Genomic DNA, 17,855 nt, shown 5'->3' with positions numbered 1-17,855 from the left:
GTGAATCAGGGAGGCGGGGCCGTTGCGCGTTGGCCGGTCAGCGGGCTTGCCTCGTCACCGGAGTCCGTGGCTGTGTGCCAGCGCGATCGCCTCGGTGCGGGAGCCGACGTCGAGCTTCCTGAACAGGTTCCGCACATGGAACTTAACCGTGTTCTCGCTGATGCCCAAGGTGGAGGCGATGGTCCGGTTGCGGTGCCCGGCCACAAGGTGCTCGAGTACCTCGAGCTCCCGGGCGGCAAGGTCCCAGCCGGCCACATCCCCGGCCGGGCTTGTCTTCTTCAGGTCCAACGGGAGGGTGACAAAAACGTCCGCACCCCAGCCCGGCATCACGTCGATCCGCAGGGTTCCGGTGAGGGCCTGCACGCGGCGGTCCAGGCGGGCGATGCTCGGGGAGTCGGCCTTAAGTGCACCCCGGCCGTCGTCGCGGACGTTGATCAGCAGGTTGTCGCCGTCGCAGTCCCACTGCGTCCGCACCCTGCTGACATCCGGCTGCTCCGTCATGGCCAGCACCAGCCCGCGGACGATGGCCCGTGCCGCGTGCGCAACTTCGCCAGGCAGGGCCCTTCCGTTCAGCGGCGGTTCAATAAATTCGATCTCGATGCCGCTGTAGCGTGTGAGCGGCCGCAGGTCCTCCCGCAGGCGTTCGAAGGCCTTGGCGACGGGCTCCTTCACCAGGTCGGTGGTGCGGTCGCTATGCGTCCGCAGCCCGATCAACGCTTTGGCAGTGAGGTCGGTGACGGTGGTGCGCGCCGCCGCATCGTCCAGGGAGGATGACCTTAGGGCTGCCAGGAGGGTCTCCAGGGTGGTGGAGTGCACATCCGTCAGTTCCGCCGTCACCCGGAGGCGTTCGGCGGATGCCGCGCGCGATTCAAGCAAGTACGACGGCGGCGCATCGGCCACCTTCTCCTGGATGCGCCGCGCGGTGAGGCGCCACAGATACGTCACCAGTTCCAGCCCGTCGCTGCGCCCCGGATCGGCAGGGGGATCGGTGAGGATTAGGAGGGCGTTGCTTGCTGCGTGCTTCAGGGCGAGCACGGGGCGGGTCTTGCCGGCGAGCTCGGCTTCCCCGAACCATGGGCCCTCATCCTTAAGGGTGGCGCGGAGCGTGTCCAGCTCGGTGATGGAGACGCGGGAGATGATGTCCTCATCGCCCGCCTTCTTCTGCGGGCGCCCGGTGCAGTCTTCCGTGAAGATGACCAGGGCGCTGCTTCCCATGGAGGGCAGGGTTGCATCCCGAAGGCGTTCTGCAATCTGGGAAAGGGGGGCATCGGCCAAGGCTGCCACGCTCTGTAGCAGCGGCCACGGCAGGTCTGGAAGAGGCATGGTGAGTTCCTTCACGGGCTGATGGGCAACGTTGCCCATCCGGACAGACTACCCGGTCCGAAATGCCTGTCCAACCCAAAAGGGTAGGAAGAACCGTCAGAAAACAGTGTTACCCCTACCCCTTTGGTTCGCAATCATGGATATCAACCAGAAAACATCCGTCCGGCCGCTGTATGCCGACCAGATCCACAAAGGACACACCATGAATCCGACAACAAATGTGACGCTCCCGGGCGCTGCAACTGAAACAACACTTAACTGGACGCCCGTAGACGACCGCGCGGTTGATACCGCCCGCGTTTTGGCCGCGGACGCCGTGGAGAAGGTCGGCAACGGCCACCCGGGCACGGCCATGAGCCTGGCCCCGGCCGCGTACCTTCTCTTTCAGAAGATGATGCGTCACGATCCCCGCGACCCGGACTGGCTGGGACGTGACCGGTTCATCCTCTCACCCGGCCACTCCTCGCTGACCCTGTACATCCAGCTGTTCCTCTCCGGCTACGGCCTGGAACTGGACGACCTCAAGGCACTGCGCACCTGGGATTCGCTGACCCCGGGCCACCCCGAGTACAAGCACACCGCCGGCGTGGAAATCACCACCGGCCCGCTGGGCCAGGGCCTGGCCTCCTCGGTGGGCTTCGCCTACTCCCAGCGCCGGATGCGCGGCCTGTTCGACGCCGACGCCGCCGAGGGAACCTCCCCGTTCGACCACACCATCTGGGTCATCGCCTCCGACGGCGACATCCAGGAAGGTGTCACGTCCGAGGCTTCCTCGCTGGCCGGGCACCAGGAGCTGGGCAACCTCGTGGTGGTCTACGACGAGAACCACATCTCCATCGAGGACGACACCGACATCTCCTTCACCGAGGATGTCCTGAAGCGCTACGAGGCCTACGGCTGGCACACCCAGCGCGTGGACTGGACCGAGACCGGCGAATACGTCGAAGACGTGCAGGAACTGTACTCCGCGCTGCTGGCCGCGAAGGCCGAGACGTCCAAGCCGTCCATCATTTCGCTGCGCACCATCATCGGTTACCCGGCCCCGAAGAAGCAGAACACCGGCAAGATCCACGGCTCGGCCCTGGGCGCCGACGAGGTTGCAGGCCTGAAGTCCGTGCTCGGCTTCGACCCGGAGAAGTCCTTCGACGTGGACCAGGACGTCCTGGCGCACGCCCGAGCCGTCGTTGACCGCGGAGCTGCCGCCCGCAGCGAATGGGACTCCTCGTTCCAGGCATGGCAGCAGGCCAACCCTGAGGGCGCTGCCCTGTTGGAGCGCATTGAGGCCCGCGAACTGCCCTCCGGTCTCGACGCCGTCCTTCCGGTCTTCGAAGCCGGCAAGGACGTCTCCACCCGCGCAGCCTCGGGCAAGGTCCTGAACTCACTCGGACCGGTCATGCCGGAACTCTGGGGCGGTTCGGCTGACCTCGCCGAGTCCAACAACACCACGATCGAGGGCTCGCCGTCCTTCATCCCGGTCTCCCGCTCCACCGATACGTGGAAGGGCAATCCCTACGGCCGTGTCCTGCACTTCGGCATCCGCGAGCACGCTGCGGCGTCGATCGTGAACGGCATTTCGCTGCACGGCCGCACCCGTGCGTTCTCCGGTACGTTCCTGATCTTCTCCGACTACCAGCGCCCGGCCATCCGCCTCTCCGCCCTGATGGGCGTCCCGTCCATCTACGTCTGGTCGCATGACTCCATCGGCCTCGGCGAGGACGGCCCCACCCACCAGCCGGTGGAGCAGCTCGCCACCCTGCGCGCCATCGTGGGCCTGGACGTGGTCCGCCCCGGTGACGCGAACGAGGTGGGCATCGCGTGGAAGACCATGCTGGAGAACCACTCCAACCCGGCCGGCATCGTCCTGACCCGTCAGAACGTCCCGACCTTCGCCCGCGGTAACGGTGCAGCACAGGGTGACACCTTTGCCTCACCGGCCGGCGTCGCGAAGGGCGGCTACGTCCTGGCCGAAGCGTCGAAGGACGGCGCCACCGTTCCGGCCGACGTTCTGCTGATCGCCACCGGTTCCGAGGTGCAGCTGGCCGTCCAGGCCCGCGAGGCGCTCCAGGCCGAAGGCATTGCCGCCCGTGTGGTTTCGATGCCGTGCGTTGAGTGGTTCACCAAGCAGGACGCTGCCTACCGCGAGTCCGTGCTGCCCGCCGCCGTCAAGGCCCGCGTCTCGGTCGAGGCCGGCCTGGCGCTGGGCTGGAGGGAGTTCGTCGGCGACGCCGGCCGCTCCATCTCGCTTGAGCACTATGGTGCATCGGCAGACTACAAGCGCCTGTTCCAGGAGTTCGGCATCACGGCTGAGGCAGTCACTGCCGCAGCCAAGGATTCCCTGGCCGCCGCCCGCAACTGACCTCCACCAGAGCTGCGGCCAGCGCCGCGGGACGGCCTCATGGGGGGACGTCCCGCGGCGCGGCCGCGAACTGTCACCCACCACAATTTTGAAGGAAGAAGCAAAAGTCATGACCAACGCAACCCCCACCGCCCAGCTGTCCGACGCCGGCGTGTCCATTTGGCTCGATGACCTCTCGCGTGAGCGTCTCGCCAGTGGCAGCCTGCAGAAGCTCATCGACGAAAAGAACGTGGTGGGCGTGACCACCAACCCCTCGATCTTCCAGGCCGCGATCACCTCCGGCTCGGACTATGACGCCAAGATCGCCGAACTTGCCGCGCAGGGTGCGGGCGTCGAGGAGACCATCTTCGAAATCACCACCACCGACGTCGCCGACGCCTGCGACCTGTTCGCTCCGATCGCGGCCGCCACCAAGGGTGTTGATGGCCGGGTGTCCATTGAAGTTGATCCCCGGCTGGCCTGGGACACGGCCGGCACCATCGCGGAGGCCAAGAACCTCTACAAAAAGGTGGACAAGGACAACGTCCTTATCAAGATCCCCGCAACGCTCGAAGGCCTCGAAGCCATCACGGCAACCCTGGGCGAAGGCATCAGCGTCAACGTGACCCTGATCTTCTCCCTGGACCGCTACCGCGCCGTCATCAATGCCTTCCAGTCCGGCCTGGAACTGGCCAAGGAAAACGGCCACGACCTGTCCACGATCCACTCGGTGGCCTCCTTCTTCGTCTCCCGCGTGGACTCCGAGATCGACAAGCGCCTTGACGCCATCGGCACCGACGATGCCAAGGCGCTCAAGGGCAAGGCCGGCGTAGCCAACGCGCGCCTGGCCTACCAGATCTATGAGCAGCTGTTCTCCACCGACCGGTGGGAGGTCCTGGCCGAGGCGGGCGCACGTCCGCAGCGTCCCCTGTGGGCATCCACCGGCGTCAAGGACCCCGCCTACCCCGACACCCTGTACGTCACCGAACTGGTTGCTGCCGACGTGGTCAACACCATGCCGGAGAAGACCCTCGACGCCACGTTCGATCACGGCGTGGTCACGGGGGACACCATCACCGACGCGTATGCCAAGTCCAAGGCCGTCCTGTATGCGCTGGACGCGCTGGGCGTCTCCTACAACGACGTGGTGGCCCTCCTCGAATCCGAGGGCCTGGACAAGTTCGTGGCCAGCTGGAAAGAACTGCTGGCCGACGTCGAAGGCGCCCTCGCCGCGGCACGGAAGGCGTCCTAACCCGAGCTCCGACTGCTAATCGAAAGGCAGACATCATGTCCGCTTCACCTCTTAACTGCTGCATCAACCCCAGCATCCTCTCGGCCGACTTCGTCAACCTTGAGGCCGAACTCGCCCGCATCAGCAACGCCGATGCCGTGCACGTGGATGTTATGGACAACCACTTCGTGCCAAACCTGACTATCGGCCTGCCGGTAGTGGAGCGGCTGCAGAAAGTCAGTCCCGTGCCCTTGGACGCCCACTTGATGATTGCCAATGTGGACCGCTGGGCGCCGCAGTATGCCGACGCCGGCCTGAGTTCGGTGACCTTCCACGTGGAGGCGTCAGATGCTCCCATCAAACTCGCCCGCGAACTCCGGGCACGCGGGGCAAAGGCGGGCATGGCGCTCCGCCCGGCCACCCCGGTGGAACCGTACCTGGACATGCTTCCCGAGCTGGACATGCTGCTGATCATGACGGTGGAGCCGGGCTTTGGCGGCCAGGCGTTCCTGGACGTTATGCTGCCGAAGATCCGCCGTGCCCGCGCTGCGGTTGACGGTTCAGGGGTGAACGTGGCCATTCAGGTGGACGGCGGCATCACTGAGGAGACCATCACCCGTGCAGCTGAAGCCGGCGCCAACGTTTTCGTGGCCGGATCGGCCGTTTACGGCAAGCCCTCCCCTGAGGACGCCATCGAGTCACTGCGCGCGAACGGGCAACTCGCCTTCGGCCCGCGTGGTGTCCACCGCAACAACACCGCATCCCAACCAGCCTGAAGGACCAAACATGCGCGTTCACATCGCAACCGACCATGCCGGGATGGAGCTAAGCTCCCACCTTATTACTGCCCTCTCTGCCAGCGGCTACGAGATGGTGGACCACGGTCCGGCCGTCTATGACGCCGAGGATGATTACCCGTCGTTCTGCATCAATGCCGCGGCCGCCGTTGTGGCTGACCAGGCCGAGGGAGTGGACGCGTTGGGGATTGTCCTGGGCGGCTCGGGGAACGGTGAACAGATCGCCGCGAACAAGGTCAGGGGCGTCCGCGCCGCCTTGGCCTGGAACCTCGACACGGCGAAACTTGCCCGCGAACACAACAACGCCAACGTGGTCGCAGTGGGCGGCCGGCAACACACCGTTGAGGAGGCCACGGAGCTGATCAAAGCGTTCCTGGCAGAACCCTTCACCAAAGCTGAGCGGCACGAACGCCGCATCGGTAAGATCGCCATTTACGAAACCACCGGCGAGGTAGCCGAATAGTAACTCCGGCCACGTCATAGCCCCGTCCCCTGCGGCGAGGCTATGACGTGGTCGCCTTCTTTTTAACAAAACTCACCATAGGAGTCAGCATGCCCATTGCAACCCCAGAGATCTACTCCGAAATGATCGACCGCGCCAAGGCCGGCGGCTATGCGTTCCCGGCCGTCAACGTCACCTCTTCGCAGACGCTGAACGCGGCACTGCGTGGCTTCGCCGAGGCGGAGTCCGATGGCATTGTCCAGGTTTCCACCGGCGGTGCGGCCTACTGGTCCGGCGCTACCACCAAGGACATGGTGGCCGGCTCGCTCGGCTTCGCGGCGTTCGCCCGCGAAGTGGCCAAGAACTATGGCGTCAACATCGCACTCCACACGGACCATTGCCCGAAGGACAAGCTGGACGGCTTTGTCCTGCCGCTGCTGGCGGCCTCGGAGGCCGAGGTCAAGGCCGGCCGGAACCCGCTGTTCAGCTCGCACATGTGGGACGGTTCCGCCGAGACCCTGCAGGAGAACCTGAAGATCGCCCGCGACCTGCTGGCCCGCACCGCTGCCGCCAAGATGATCCTCGAGGTGGAGATCGGCACCGTCGGCGGCGAGGAGGACGGCGTGGAGAACGCCATCAACGACAAGCTCTACACCACGGTGGAGGATGCCCTGGCCACCATCGAGGCCCTTGGCGCCGGCGAAAACGGCCGCTACATCACCGCCCTGACCTTCGGCAACGTGCACGGCGTCTACAAGCCCGGCGGGGTGAAGCTGCGCCCGGAGATCCTCAAGGACATCCAGGCCCAGGTGGGTGCGAAAATCGGTAAGGACAACCCGTTCGACCTCGTGTTCCACGGCGGCTCCGGCTCCTCGGACCAGGAAATCGCCGACGCCGTCTCCTATGGTGTGATCAAGATGAACATCGACACCGACACCCAGTACGCCTACACGCGTCCGGTGGCGGATCACATGTTCAAGAACTACGACGGTGTGCTGAAGGTCGACGGCGAAGTGGGCAACAAGAAGACCTACGACCCCCGCGTCTGGGGCGCGTCCGCCGAAGCCGGCCTGTCCGCCCGCGTGGCTGAGGCCACCAAGCAGCTCGGCTCCGCCGGAAAGACGTTCTAAGATGTCCGACGAGTTCCGCAAAAGGAGTGTTCGATGAGCGACAAACTGCGTTGGGGCGTTCTAGGTACCGCCCGGATCGTCCGCAAGACCATTCCGGCGTTGCAAGAGACAAAAAACGGTGAAGTCCTCGCCATAGCTTCGCGGAGCCCGGAGAAAGCCGCGGAGTATGCCCATAAGCATGGCCTCCCGCAGGCATATGGCTCATACGAGTCGTTGCTTGCCGCCCCCGACATCGACGCCGTCTACATCGCGCTGCCAAACGCGCTGCACCTCGAATGGATCCTCAAATCCTTGGATGCAGGCAAGCACGTCCTCTCCGAAAAACCCCTGGCGATGAGCGCCGCCGAGTGCCGGGAGATTGCCCGCAAATCCGCCGAGACCGGGCGCAAAGTCCTGGAAGGCTTTATGTACCGCTTTCACCCGCGTTTCGAGAAGCTGCAGGAACTGCTCGCCGCAAATATGGTGGGCACCTTGACGTTTGTCCATGTGGCGCATTCATTCGATGCGGGGGACGAGGACAACATCCGCTGGTACACCGGACTCGGCGGCGGCGCCCTCTTCGATACGGGGTGCTACTGCGTCAACATAAGCCGTATGGTCACCGCGCAGGAGCCGGCTCAGGTCGCCGCCTTTGGCAACTACCGGGATGCCAAGGACGGAGGCCGCATCGACACCAGCATTGCGGGCATGCTGCGCTTTCCCGGCGGCGCCACGGCTCTCTTTGACACCGGAGTAAACCTCGAGCGCCGCAACTATCTGGAGATTAACGGCACCCAGGGCCGGCTCTACCTCGACAATCCTCTTGGACTCCTGGAGGAGGACTCGGTCCTGGAGGAGCATCATTTCGGGCAGGAGACCATCTATCACAAGATCAAGGGCGAAAATCACTTTGTCCGGATGGGCGAACACTTCGCTGACAGTATCCTCAACGGTAGGCCGCTCCGCTACGACCTCACGGATGCGACAAACAACGCGCAGGTGTTGGAAGCGCTCGACAAGGCAGCACGGACACCGGAAAGCGTCTGAAGAAGGAGATCGTTTTCGGCGCCCGACCGGTCAGCCGAACAGGACCGCTGCTTCGTCGTAGCGGTCCTGGGGGACCGTCTTGAGCTTGCCCAAGGCTTCCTGGAAGTTCACGTGCCTGATATCAGTGCCCTTGAGCGCCACCATGGTGCCCCAGTAACCTTCCACCACCGAATCGATGGCGGCCATGCCCAGCCGGGTGGCCAGGACGCGGTCGAAGGCGGAGGGAACGCCGCCGCGCTGGATGTGGCCGAGGATGGTGGCTCTGGTTTCGATGCCGGTGCGGGCTTCCAGTTCCGGGGCGAGCCGGTCAGCGATGCCGCCCAGGCGGGGCCGGCCGAAGGTGTCCAGGCCGCGCTCGGAGTGGGGGGATTCCATGTGTTCGGGAACAAAGCCCTCGGCCACCACCACCAGCGGTGCGCGGCCGCGGGCATGGGCTTCCTTCACCCACTGGGCGATCTGTTCGATGCTGACTTTCTGTTCCGGGATCAGGATGGCGTGGGCGCCGGCGGCCATGCCCGCGTGCAGGGCGATCCAGCCCACGTGCCGGCCCATGACCTCGGCGATCATGCAGCGGTGGTGGGACTCGCCGGTGGTGCGGAGCCGGTCGATGGCTTCGGTGGCGATCTGGACGGCGGTGTCGAAGCCGAAGGTGTAGTCGGTGGCGTCGAGGTCGTTGTCCACGGTCTTGGGGACGCCCACGATCTTGAGGCCGGCGTCGGTGAGGCGTTTTGCCGCGGCCAGGGTTCCTTCGCCGCCGATGGCGATGATGGCGTCAACGCCGAGGCGGTCCATGTGGGCCTTGATGACTTCGGGGCCGCCGCCGTTTTCGAAGGGGTTGGTGCGGGAGGTGCCCAAGATGGTGCCGCCCTGCTTGGCGATGCCGCGGACCATGGTGCGGGGGATGTTGATGATGTCGCCTTCAACCACGCCGCGCCAGCCGTCCAGGAAGCCCACGAATTCGTGGCCGTGGATGGCGATGCCTTTGAGGACCGCGCCGCGGATCACGGCGTTCAGCCCGGGGCAGTCCCCACCGCTGGTGAGAATTCCAATTTTCATGTTTGGCTCAAATTCTGGGAGAAGGTTTGCACGCAGAGCGCCACACTGAGGCGCCCGGAAGTGTTGTGGAAGTCAGGTGGCAGGGCGCGAATCGGTTGCAGAGCCTGGGTGCGCTGCACCTGACAAGGCGGGGCTGCACGTGCCGCTTCACGGCGAAACTCCTGTGGCGGAGTGCCCTCCGGTGACCTGCTGACTGTGCTGCGCCGCGAGGACGGCGAGATCGTGGATGAGCTGCTGCATCTCCCGGTCACGGCCCCGGACGGGCCGGACCTGGGTGAGGGGGACCGGCTTCCTGACGGGCGGAGCGGGCACGGGGTTCCTGTCTGCCGGTGGCGGCGCGGCAGGCAGTTCTTTTCCCCCGGAGGGGTCAATGAAGAGCATTGAGTCTCCTTCAGCTAGGCCGATTTCAACGCGGCAAGCACTGACATGGCCTCCTGAACCACATCCCTTGCGGGGAACGAGGGCCGGTTGACGCCGGCCATTTCCTCCATGACCCGGACAACCTGGCAGCTGTAGCCGAACTCGTTGTCGTACCAGACGTACAGGACAAGGTTCTTGCCGTTGGAGATGGTGGCAAGGCCATCCACGACGCCGGCATGGCGGGAACCGACGAAGTCCGTCGACACAACCTCGGGCGAATCGATGTAGTCGATCTGCTTGCGCAGGTCCGAATGCAGGGACATGTCGCGGAGGAAGCCGTTCACCTCATCCTTGGTGGTGCCGTTTTCCAGGCTCAGGTTCAGGATGGCCAGGGAGACGTCCGGGGTGGGGACGCGGATGGAACTGCCGGAGAGCTTGCCCTGAAGTTCCGGGAGCGCCTTCGCGACGGCGGTGGCGGCACCGGTCTCGGTGATGACCATGTTCAGTGCCGCGGACCGGCCGCGACGGTCACCCTTGTGGAAGTTGTCGATCAGGTTCTGGTCATTGGTGAAGGAGTGGACGGTCTCGACGTGGCCGTGAATCACGCCGAATCTGTCGTTGATGGCCTTCAGGACGGGGGTGATGGCGTTGGTGGTGCAGGAGGCCGCCGAGACGATCCGGTCGGTGTCCTCGATGCTGCCGTGGTTGATGCCGTGCACAATGTTCTTCAGCGCGCCCTTGCCCGGAGCAGTCAGCAGGACCCGGGCAACGCCCTTGCTCTGCAGGTGCTGGGACAGGCCCTCGGCGTCGCGCCAGCGGCCGGTGTTGTCCACCACCAGGGCATCCTTGATGCCGTAGGCGGTGTAGTCGATCGTGGCCGGGTCGTCCGAGTAGATGACCTGGACCTGCACACCGTTGGCGGTGATGGTGTTGGCGTCCTCGTCCACCCGGATGGTGCCCTCGAACGGGCCGTGGACCGAGTCGCGGCGCAGCAGGCTGGCACGCTTGGTAAGGTCCTTGTCCGATCCGCGGCGCACCACGATGGCACGCAGGCGCAGGCCGTGGCCGCCGCCGGCCTTTTCGATCAGGAGGCGGGCCAGCAGGCGGCCGATCCGGCCAAAGCCGTAGAGCACAACGTCGGTGCTGGTCCGGTCGTCGGCGCCGCGCTTGCCCACGACATCGGCCAGCTCGGCGCGGAGGAACTCCTCCAGGGACGCGCCGTTGCCTTCTTCCTTGAACTTCTGGCTGAGGCGGGCGATGTCTATCGCTGCCGCACCCAGTTCCAGGCCGGCGAGGGTGTCCAGCAGCGGTGCCGTCTCCTCGAGGAGCAGCTCGTCTTTGCTGACACGGCGGGCAAACCGGTGTGCCTTCAGGATGTTCATGGTGGACTTATTGATCAGGCTGCGGCCGTGGATGCTGGTCACCACGTTGTTTTCGCGGTACAGCCGGCCAATCACCGGAATCATCGCCTCAGCGAGGGCCTCCCGGCCCATCCACGTCGCAAGGCAGGAATCTGAAGGTTGTAGCATGGGGCGTCCTTTCGCGATGGGCGGATCTCGTGGAGCTGGCTTAGCCTCCATCGTCCTGTCATTCGCGGATAGGTGAAACGCCATTTCAGGATGGTTTTGACTATCCCAACGGGTAGTCAAGGCGGCGCGCCCGGACGGCATATGGTCGCTTCCCCACCCGAACGGGCTGGGCTACAGTGCCTCTAACTGGTCATCCACCAGCCCGCCGGAGACGTTGCCGGCGAGTAGAAGCAGAAAGGCAAAACCCATGAGCATAACTTTCCAGCCCACCGAACTCTTCGCCGGCGACCTCGACGCATCCCCGCTGGGCCCTCCGTTGGCCGAGGTGCTCGGCGACGAGATACCAACACGGATTGCCATTCCCTTCACCAGTGAGGACTCGCGCATCCTCTCGGGAGTCTGGGAGGCCGACCCGGGCCTCTCCCGGTGGGAGTTCCTGGAGCGCGGGGAGGCTATTCATGTCCTGGAAGGCCGCATGGTGGTCACCCGGGACGGCGAAGAACCGATCACCCTGGAAGCCGGAACCGCCGCCATCTTCCCGATCGGCTGGCAGGGAACTTGGGAGATCCAGGAGCGGATCAGGAAATTCTTTGTTATTTTCGCTGCCTGACCGCGGTACCGCTGTCCTGTCGGGCCCGGGTAGTGCCCGGGCCTGACGGAGACGGTCCGGGGCTACCGCAAAAGGTCCCGCGGCGTGAACTACAAGAGCGCTGTGAACCGGTTACTCGGCAGTGCACTGTGTATCACCGGGCCGAAGGTGCCGTTTCCCAGCTGTATTCCATCCAGACTGAATAGCCCCGGGAACGTTCAAACATCGACCGGGCGTCGGCCCCGTGGGTAGCAACCCAGAGGATCTGACCGTCAAAAGTCACGCTGTCCACCTTGCCTCGGCGGACAAGTTGGTTGTGCAGGCGGATCTCGACGACCTCACCCACCACCGGCAGCCACTCGGCTTGAAAGTGCAGTTTGGTTGCGCCCATAATCGCGGGCCTACTCTGGGGATTCCGCAGGGAAGCAGGCCAGGGTTGTGGCATAAGCCGCTTGCAGCGCCTCCCCAAGGGGAAGGGCGCGATGCTCCGCGGACAGGATTTCCACGCCCCATGGGCCCTGGAAGCCAAGGGTGTTCAGGGCCCGGATGAACCCCGTGACATCCTGGTCGCCCTCGCCGCACAGGCGACGGTTGTCCCGCGTGTCCTCAAAAAGAGTGCCGCGGACTTCCGCTGCCGCGTCGTTGAGTTCGACGCCGAAAATCTGGTCCGCCTGAAGGCTCGCTGAGAGCTGCTCCAGCGTTGTCCCCGCACGGAAGACGTGCCAGTAGTCCACCACCAGGCCGCATCCTGGCATGTCCACCTTCCGCATGAGGTCAGCAGCCGTGGGAACGTTCCCCACCATCGAAAAGGGCATTGGTTCGAGGGCAATGCGCGTACCCCGCGACGCGGCTTCAGCCGTCAGCCGCCGGAGGGGCTCCACCAGGAAATCGAGGTCGTCCAGAGGTTCGCCAATGGTGGTACCCACTTTGATGAAGCGCGCGCCGAGCACCTCCGCCGCCTCAAGGAGGAGGTCGAACTGCGGCCGCCACCGCGGAGCGAGGCCCTCGTCCCACCAGTCCGTGAGGAGCTCAACTTCTACATGGCGGAGCCCTGCGTCATCAATAAGGCTTCGGAGCGCCGGAAGACCCAGGGTGGCCCGCGCGGCGGCCAGATCGTCATGGGCGAGCCCGAAGCCGGCCCACCCGGTGGATGCGATGGCTGCAAGGCGTTCGGCGATGGGCACGGGACTGGTCTCGGGCTTTGTCAGCGGGGCCACATTGCCGGCGCTGGTCCAGCATGACGCGACGAGTCCGGGGGTGGGGGTCATTGTTCTCCTTCGAAGCACATGAGGTCCGCCTCGCGAGGTAAATGAAGGCGCACAATCATGAAATCACAGATTATTGGAACGGTCTATTGACTTCTGCAAACGGCGCATTCTAGAGTTGGACCGTTCCACAAAGCGATGTGGATCACAGCCGTTCATGATCAACGACCTCCGTTTTCGCGCCACTCAGAACCATGGGCCCGAAGCGTTCCCGACGGTCGAATATTGCGCGAATCGAAGGAGATTTCACGTGGCAAAAATTAACTGGCACCGGGGCGCTATGGCCCTCGCCATTGTTCCGCTTCTGACGCTGGCGGCATGCTCGGCCGGTGGCGGCAAGACCGAACCGGCATCGACCGGGGGCGGCGGCCAGGTCGCCGGCACGGACCGCATCAAGGTGGCCCTCATTACCCATGCCGAGGCGGGCGATACGTTCTGGGATATCGTGCGCAAGGGTGCGGAGGAAGCCGCGGCGAAGGACAACGTCGAGATTCTGTACACAAATGATTCCGAGGCCGGCCGGCAGGCGCAGCTGGTCCAGCAGGCCATCGACCAGAAGGTTGACGGCATCGCGGTCACCATCGCCAACCCGGGCGCTATGAAGGACGTGATGAAGAAGGCTGCTGACGCGGGCATACCGCTGGTCAGCTTCAACGCCGGCGGGGATGTCTCTGCACAGTTGGGCGCCTTTACCCACTTTGGCTCCAACGAGAACCTGGCCGGTGAAGCGGTGGGTTCCAAGCTGGCCGCAGACGGTTACAAGCATCCGATCTGCGTCATCATGGCGCAGGGTCAGGTGCAGCTTGAACAGCGGTGCGCGGGCGTGAAGGCCAAGGTCCCGGCCACCGAAATTCTCTACGTTGACGGCAAGGACATGACCTCGGTCCAGTCCACTGCGACGGCTAAGCTCCAGGCCTCCAAGGACGCCGATGTGATCATCGGTCTCGGCGCCCCGTACACAGTCACGCTGCTGAAAGCAGTGACAGACGCGAACAGCTCGATCAAAGTGGCGAGCTTCGACCTTAACCCTGCACTGGCTCAGGCGATCAACGACGGCAAGGTTCTCTTCACGGTGGATCAGCAGCCCTACTTGCAGGGTTACCTGGCAGTGGATGCGGTGTGGCAGAACAAGCGCGGTGGCTTCAAAGTTGGCGGCGGACAAGCGGTTCTGACCGGCCCCGCCATCGTGGACAAGTCCAACATCTCCGACGTGCTCAAGTACGTCCAACAGGGCATTCGCTAACAATCCCGCTGGCCGGGCCGGCCCCGCGCCGGTCCGGCAGCAAGGAGAATTATTATGACCATCACCCAGACAAAAACTAAGACAACGACCAAAACACCGGCGCCCGATGAGCGCGTGGGGCAACGTAGCCCGTTCCAGAAGCTTTTGGGCCGTCCGGAGGTGGGGGCGCTCGTAGGAGCTGTGGTTCTTTTTATCTTCTTCGCGTTGGTGTCGCAGACCTTCACCCAGCCGAACGCGTTGGCGACCATCCTGTATGGCAGTTCCACGATCGGGATCATGGCGGTGGGGGTATCGCTGCTGATGATCGGCGGCGAGTTCGACCTTTCGACCGGCGTCGCGGTGATTTCCTCGGCTCTGACGGCGTCCCTGTTTAGCTGGAATTTCTCGATGAATGCGTGGGTCGGTGTGGTGCTGGCGCTCGTCGTTTCGCTCGGGATCGGGTTTATTAACGGCTGGATCCTGATCAAAACGAAGCTGCCCAGCTTCATCGTGACCCTGGCGACGTTCCTAATGCTGACCGGCCTGAACCTGGCCCTGACCCGGCTGATCGGCGGCTCGGTCTCTTCCCCGTCGATTTCGAAGCTGGACGGTTTCGACTCGGCCCGGGCGGTGTTTGCTTCCTCGATCAGTGTGGGTGGCGTCGAGGTCAAGATCACCGTGTTTTTCTGGATCATCCTGGTCGCGGTGGCCTCGTGGGTGCTGCTGCGCACGAAGGTGGGCAACTGGATCTTCGCGGCCGGCGGCGACGCGAACGCTGCCCGCGCCGTGGGCGTCCCCGTCACCAAGACCAAGATCGGCCTGTTCATGGCAGTGGGTTTTTGCGGCTGGATCCTGGGCATGCACAACCTCTTCGCCTTCGATGCGGTGCAGTCAGGTGAGGGTGTGGGCAACGAGTTCCTGTACATCATCGCCGCGGTGATCGGCGGCTGCCTGCTGACCGGCGGCTACGGCTCGGCGGTGGGCGGCGCGATCGGCGCGTTCATCTTCGGCATGGCCAACAAGGGCATCGTGTATGCGCAGTGGAACCCGGACTGGTTCAAGTTCTTCCTGGGCCTGATGCTGCTGCTGGCCACCATCGTGAACCTCATCGTCAAGCGCCGCGCGGAACTCAAGTAAAGGGGCCGGAGAGAATGAACGCCAATCAGATCGACCAGCAGACCCTGCTGCACAATGAAACGGATCCGCTGACCCACACCCCGGTCCACCTGCTCTCCCTGGAGGGCGTGGGCAAGCACTACGGGAATATCATCGCCTTGAGTGATGTGACCATGGCGGTGGATAACGGCCGTGTCACCTGCGTGCTGGGAGATAACGGCGCCGGGAAGTCCACGCTGATCAAAATCATCGCCGGCTTGCACCAGCATGACGAGGGCGTGCTGAACATTATGGGTGAGGAACGGAAGTTCAGTTCGCCCCGTGATGCCCTCGACGTCGGGATCGCCACGGTCTACCAGGACCTGGCCGTGGTGCCCCTGATGCCGATCTGGCGGAACTTCTTCCTCGGTTCGGAACTGACTTCCGGGTTCGGGCCGTTCAAGAGCCTGGATGTCCAGCAGATGAAGGACATCACCAAGAAGGAACTCGCGGACATGGGCATTGACCTGCGGGATGTGGAGCAGCCCATCGGGCAGCTCTCCGGCGGTGAGCGCCAGTGTGTGGCGATTGCCCGGGCCGTGTACTTCGGTGCGAAGGTCCTGATCCTGGACGAGCCGACGGCGGCCCTGGGTGTGAAGCAGTCCGGCGTGGTCCTGCGCTACATCCTGCAGGCCCGCGACCGGGGCCTCGGGGTCATCTTCATCACCCACAACCCGCACCACGCCTTTCCCGTGGGGGACCGGTTCCTGCTGCTCAAGCGCGGCAAGTCAATCGGCTACTACGACAAAAAAGACATCACCCTGGACGAACTCACCGCCCAGATGGCCGGCGGTGCCGAACTCGCCGAACTCGCCCACGAACTCGAACAACTCGGCGGCCACAACGAGGCACTCAAGGAAGTCCAGGCCGAAGTCGCCGACGTCACCGACGCCAGCCACGAAAGCACCACCAAGCGCCACTGAGCGCCAACGTCTACAACCAGATGGAGCAACCATGCACATGCTAATCGCCGGAACCTGGCGCGGCGCCGCCGACGGCAGGATCGAGGACGTCCGGTCACCCTTCGACGGCCGGATCATTGACACGGTTCCTGTCGCCACGGTCCAGGACGCCCAGGCCGCCCTCGACCGGGCCGAGATCGGCGCCCACCTCCAGCGGTCCACGCCGGCGCATCAGCGGGTGGACATTCTCCTGCGGGCGGCTGCCCTGGCCGATGAGCGTGCCGAGGACATCGCCCAGGCCATCAGCGCGGAAACCGGGAAACCGATCACGGAGGCCCGGGGTGAAGCCGGGAGGTCGGGAAACATCATCCGCCTTGCCGCCTACGAGGGAAGCCAGCTGTACGGCTCCACTCTTCCGCTGGATGCCAACGCCGGCACCGGGCTGGACAAGATCGGCTTCACCCTGCGCCAGCCCGTGGGCATCGTTGTTGCCATCACCCCGTTCAACTACCCCGCCCTGTTGGTGCTGCACAAAATCGCACCGGCGCTGGCCGCCGGTAACGCCGTTGTGCTTAAGCCAGCCCGTTCCACGCCGCTGACGGCGCTGAAACTGGCGGAGTGCTTTGTCGACGCCGGCCTGCCGCCGGAAGCCCTGTCCGTGCTGACCGGCCCCGGCAGCACCCTGGGCGATGTGCTGGTGACCGATCCCCGGGTGCGGAAGGTCTCCTTCACCGGATCCACCGCTACCGGCACCCGGATCAGCTCCATCGCCGGAATCAAGAAACTGTCCCTGGAGCTCGGCGCTTCCTGCCCCGTGATCATCCTTCCGGACGCGGACCTTGAACTGGCCTCCAGCGCAGTGGCGGCGGGAGGCTTCATCAACGCCGGCCAGGTCTGCATCTCAGTGCAGCGGGTCATCGTTGACCGCCGCGTCGAAGCGGACTTCCTGGACGCGCTGGTGCCGAAGGTGGAAGCCATCGCTGTCGGAAACCCGAAGGAAGCCGATACCCGGCTCGGGTCGCTGATCTCCGAAGAGGAAGCAATCCGCGTCCACACCTCCATCGGCGAGGCGCGGAACTCGGGCGCCAAAGTGCTGACCGGCGGAGACCGCGATGGCGCCGTACTCACCCCTGCCGTTGTTGCCGGCGTCGACCCCCGCTCCCCGCTGAGCCGGAACGAACTGTTTGGTCCCGCCGTCGCGGTTTCCTCTGCAACGGACATCGAGTCGGCCATCGCCATGGCCAACGACAACGAGTACGGGCTCGGCGCCGGGATCTTCACCAGCGATGTCTCCGGCAGCATCCGGGCCATGCGCCAGATCGACGCCGGGAACATCCACATCAACTGGACGCCCCTGTGGCGGGCCGACCTGATGCCCTATGGAGGACTCAAGGGCAGCGGCATCGGCAAGGAAGGCGTCCGCTCCGCAGTGACTGAAATGACCGAAGAAAAGACGGTCATTCTGCACGGACGCCCCTGGTAACCCACCACCC

At 64.5% G+C, this 17,855-nt stretch carries 17 protein-coding genes; 11 read left to right on the top strand and 6 right to left on the bottom strand.

Annotated features, from left to right (window positions below):
* Window positions 1–54: 54 nt before the first annotated feature.
* A complete protein-coding gene (locus SBP01_RS17390) occupies window positions 55–1,323 on the bottom strand; it encodes a LuxR C-terminal-related transcriptional regulator (protein WP_320536692.1) in 1,269 nt (422 codons plus the stop codon).
* Window positions 1,324–1,525: 202 nt separating this feature from the next.
* On the opposite strand from SBP01_RS17390, the gene tkt reads away from it, so the two are divergent.
* From tkt to SBP01_RS17360, 6 genes are all read left to right on the top strand, one after another.
* Entirely contained in the window at window positions 1,526–3,679 is a 2,154-nt protein-coding gene (gene tkt / locus SBP01_RS17385; RefSeq protein ID WP_320536691.1) for a transketolase, read from the top strand.
* A 109-nt stretch (window positions 3,680–3,788) separates the two neighbouring features.
* Window positions 3,789–4,910 carry a transaldolase gene (gene tal, locus SBP01_RS17380; protein ID WP_320536690.1) on the top strand — a complete coding sequence of 374 codons (1,122 nt, stop codon included), beginning with the start codon at window positions 3,789–3,791 and terminating at the stop codon, window positions 4,908–4,910.
* 35 nt (window positions 4,911–4,945) lie between these two features.
* Entirely contained in the window at window positions 4,946–5,665 is a 720-nt protein-coding gene (gene rpe / locus SBP01_RS17375) for a ribulose-phosphate 3-epimerase (protein ID WP_320536689.1), read from the top strand.
* Between the two features lie 10 nt (window positions 5,666–5,675).
* Window positions 5,676–6,149, top strand: coding sequence for a ribose-5-phosphate isomerase (locus tag SBP01_RS17370; RefSeq protein WP_320536688.1), 474 nt, complete (start codon window positions 5,676–5,678; stop codon window positions 6,147–6,149).
* A gap of 89 nt (window positions 6,150–6,238) precedes the next feature.
* Window positions 6,239–7,258 carry a class II fructose-bisphosphate aldolase gene (gene fbaA, locus SBP01_RS17365; protein ID WP_320536687.1) on the top strand — a complete coding sequence of 340 codons (1,020 nt, stop codon included), beginning with the start codon at window positions 6,239–6,241 and terminating at the stop codon, window positions 7,256–7,258.
* Between the two features lie 33 nt (window positions 7,259–7,291).
* A complete protein-coding gene (locus SBP01_RS17360) occupies window positions 7,292–8,284 on the top strand; it encodes a Gfo/Idh/MocA family oxidoreductase (RefSeq protein WP_320536686.1) in 993 nt (330 codons plus the stop codon).
* Between the two features lie 30 nt (window positions 8,285–8,314).
* Here the strand turns inward: SBP01_RS17360 and SBP01_RS17355 are convergent, their stop codons facing one another.
* The 3 genes from SBP01_RS17355 to SBP01_RS17345 all read right to left on the bottom strand — a co-directional run bounded on the left by SBP01_RS17355 (window position 8,315) and on the right by SBP01_RS17345 (window position 11,193).
* Complete coding sequence (locus SBP01_RS17355; RefSeq protein WP_320536685.1) at window positions 8,315–9,340, bottom strand: ATP-dependent 6-phosphofructokinase; 1,026 nt, start codon at window positions 9,338–9,340, stop codon at window positions 8,315–8,317.
* Between the two features lie 147 nt (window positions 9,341–9,487).
* Window positions 9,488–9,721: a hypothetical protein gene (locus SBP01_RS17350; protein ID WP_320536684.1), complete on the bottom strand. Its 234-nt coding sequence runs from the start codon at window positions 9,719–9,721 to the stop codon at window positions 9,488–9,490.
* A gap of 14 nt (window positions 9,722–9,735) precedes the next feature.
* Window positions 9,736–11,193 carry a glyceraldehyde-3-phosphate dehydrogenase gene (locus SBP01_RS17345; RefSeq protein WP_320538377.1) on the bottom strand — a complete coding sequence of 486 codons (1,458 nt, stop codon included), beginning with the start codon at window positions 11,191–11,193 and terminating at the stop codon, window positions 9,736–9,738.
* Window positions 11,194–11,476: 283 nt separating this feature from the next.
* Between SBP01_RS17345 and SBP01_RS17340 the strand changes: the two genes are divergently transcribed.
* On the top strand, window positions 11,477–11,839 hold the full coding sequence (locus SBP01_RS17340) for a cupin domain-containing protein (protein ID WP_320536683.1): 363 nt from the start codon (window positions 11,477–11,479) through the stop codon (window positions 11,837–11,839).
* Window positions 11,840–11,972: 133 nt separating this feature from the next.
* Here SBP01_RS17340 and SBP01_RS17335 read toward each other — a convergent pair whose 3' ends face one another.
* Window positions 11,973–12,209: a hypothetical protein gene (locus tag SBP01_RS17335; protein ID WP_320536682.1), complete on the bottom strand. Its 237-nt coding sequence runs from the start codon at window positions 12,207–12,209 to the stop codon at window positions 11,973–11,975.
* Between the two features lie 10 nt (window positions 12,210–12,219).
* Window positions 12,220–13,086 carry a sugar phosphate isomerase/epimerase family protein gene (locus SBP01_RS17330; RefSeq protein ID WP_320536681.1) on the bottom strand — a complete coding sequence of 289 codons (867 nt, stop codon included), beginning with the start codon at window positions 13,084–13,086 and terminating at the stop codon, window positions 12,220–12,222.
* Window positions 13,087–13,363: 277 nt separating this feature from the next.
* On the opposite strand from SBP01_RS17330, the gene SBP01_RS17325 reads away from it, so the two are divergent.
* From SBP01_RS17325 to SBP01_RS17310, 4 genes are read left to right on the top strand one after another with little or no spacing between them, the layout of a single operon-like run.
* Entirely contained in the window at window positions 13,364–14,326 is a 963-nt protein-coding gene (locus SBP01_RS17325) for a substrate-binding domain-containing protein (RefSeq protein ID WP_414004308.1), read from the top strand.
* Between the two features lie 54 nt (window positions 14,327–14,380).
* Window positions 14,381–15,442, top strand: a complete 1,062-nt coding sequence (locus SBP01_RS17320) for an ABC transporter permease (protein ID WP_320536679.1) — start codon at window positions 14,381–14,383, stop codon at window positions 15,440–15,442.
* A gap of 14 nt (window positions 15,443–15,456) precedes the next feature.
* On the top strand, window positions 15,457–16,383 hold the full coding sequence (locus tag SBP01_RS17315) for an ATP-binding cassette domain-containing protein (RefSeq protein ID WP_320536678.1): 927 nt from the start codon (window positions 15,457–15,459) through the stop codon (window positions 16,381–16,383).
* Between the two features lie 31 nt (window positions 16,384–16,414).
* Complete coding sequence (locus SBP01_RS17310) at window positions 16,415–17,845, top strand: aldehyde dehydrogenase family protein (protein WP_320536677.1); 1,431 nt, start codon at window positions 16,415–16,417, stop codon at window positions 17,843–17,845.
* Window positions 17,846–17,855 lie beyond the last annotated feature (10 nt).

It is taken from the genome of Pseudarthrobacter sp. IC2-21, from assembly GCF_034048115.1.
GTDB lineage: Bacteria > Actinomycetota > Actinomycetes > Actinomycetales > Micrococcaceae > Arthrobacter > Arthrobacter naphthalenicus.
The sequence above is the reverse complement of the archived record's forward strand: the minus strand, read 5'-3'. Positions and strand labels throughout refer to the sequence as shown.

Coding starts and splice junctions, on each gene's coding strand:
- rpe (WP_320536689.1), top strand. CDS start 4,946: ATGTCCGCTTCACCTCTTAACTGCTGCATCAACCCCAGCATCCTCTCG.
- SBP01_RS17355 (WP_320536685.1), bottom strand. CDS start 9,340: ATGAAAATTGGAATTCTCACCAGCGGTGGGGACTGCCCCGGGCTGAAC.
- SBP01_RS17335 (WP_320536682.1), bottom strand. CDS start 12,209: ATGGGCGCAACCAAACTGCACTTTCAAGCCGAGTGGCTGCCGGTGGTG.
- SBP01_RS17315 (WP_320536678.1), top strand. CDS start 15,457: ATGAACGCCAATCAGATCGACCAGCAGACCCTGCTGCACAATGAAACG.
- SBP01_RS17340 (WP_320536683.1), top strand. CDS start 11,477: ATGAGCATAACTTTCCAGCCCACCGAACTCTTCGCCGGCGACCTCGAC.
- SBP01_RS17390 (WP_320536692.1), bottom strand. CDS start 1,323: ATGCCTCTTCCAGACCTGCCGTGGCCGCTGCTACAGAGCGTGGCAGCC.
- SBP01_RS17370 (WP_320536688.1), top strand. CDS start 5,676: ATGCGCGTTCACATCGCAACCGACCATGCCGGGATGGAGCTAAGCTCC.
- SBP01_RS17360 (WP_320536686.1), top strand. CDS start 7,292: ATGAGCGACAAACTGCGTTGGGGCGTTCTAGGTACCGCCCGGATCGTC.
- SBP01_RS17350 (WP_320536684.1), bottom strand. CDS start 9,721: ATGCTCTTCATTGACCCCTCCGGGGGAAAAGAACTGCCTGCCGCGCCG.
- SBP01_RS17345 (WP_320538377.1), bottom strand. CDS start 11,193: ATGGGCCGGGAGGCCCTCGCTGAGGCGATGATTCCGGTGATTGGCCGG.
- fbaA (WP_320536687.1), top strand. CDS start 6,239: ATGCCCATTGCAACCCCAGAGATCTACTCCGAAATGATCGACCGCGCC.
- SBP01_RS17330 (WP_320536681.1), bottom strand. CDS start 13,086: ATGACCCCCACCCCCGGACTCGTCGCGTCATGCTGGACCAGCGCCGGC.
- SBP01_RS17320 (WP_320536679.1), top strand. CDS start 14,381: ATGACCATCACCCAGACAAAAACTAAGACAACGACCAAAACACCGGCG.
- SBP01_RS17325 (WP_414004308.1), top strand. CDS start 13,364: ATGGCCCTCGCCATTGTTCCGCTTCTGACGCTGGCGGCATGCTCGGCC.
- SBP01_RS17310 (WP_320536677.1), top strand. CDS start 16,415: ATGCACATGCTAATCGCCGGAACCTGGCGCGGCGCCGCCGACGGCAGG.
- tkt (WP_320536691.1), top strand. CDS start 1,526: ATGAATCCGACAACAAATGTGACGCTCCCGGGCGCTGCAACTGAAACA.
- tal (WP_320536690.1), top strand. CDS start 3,789: ATGACCAACGCAACCCCCACCGCCCAGCTGTCCGACGCCGGCGTGTCC.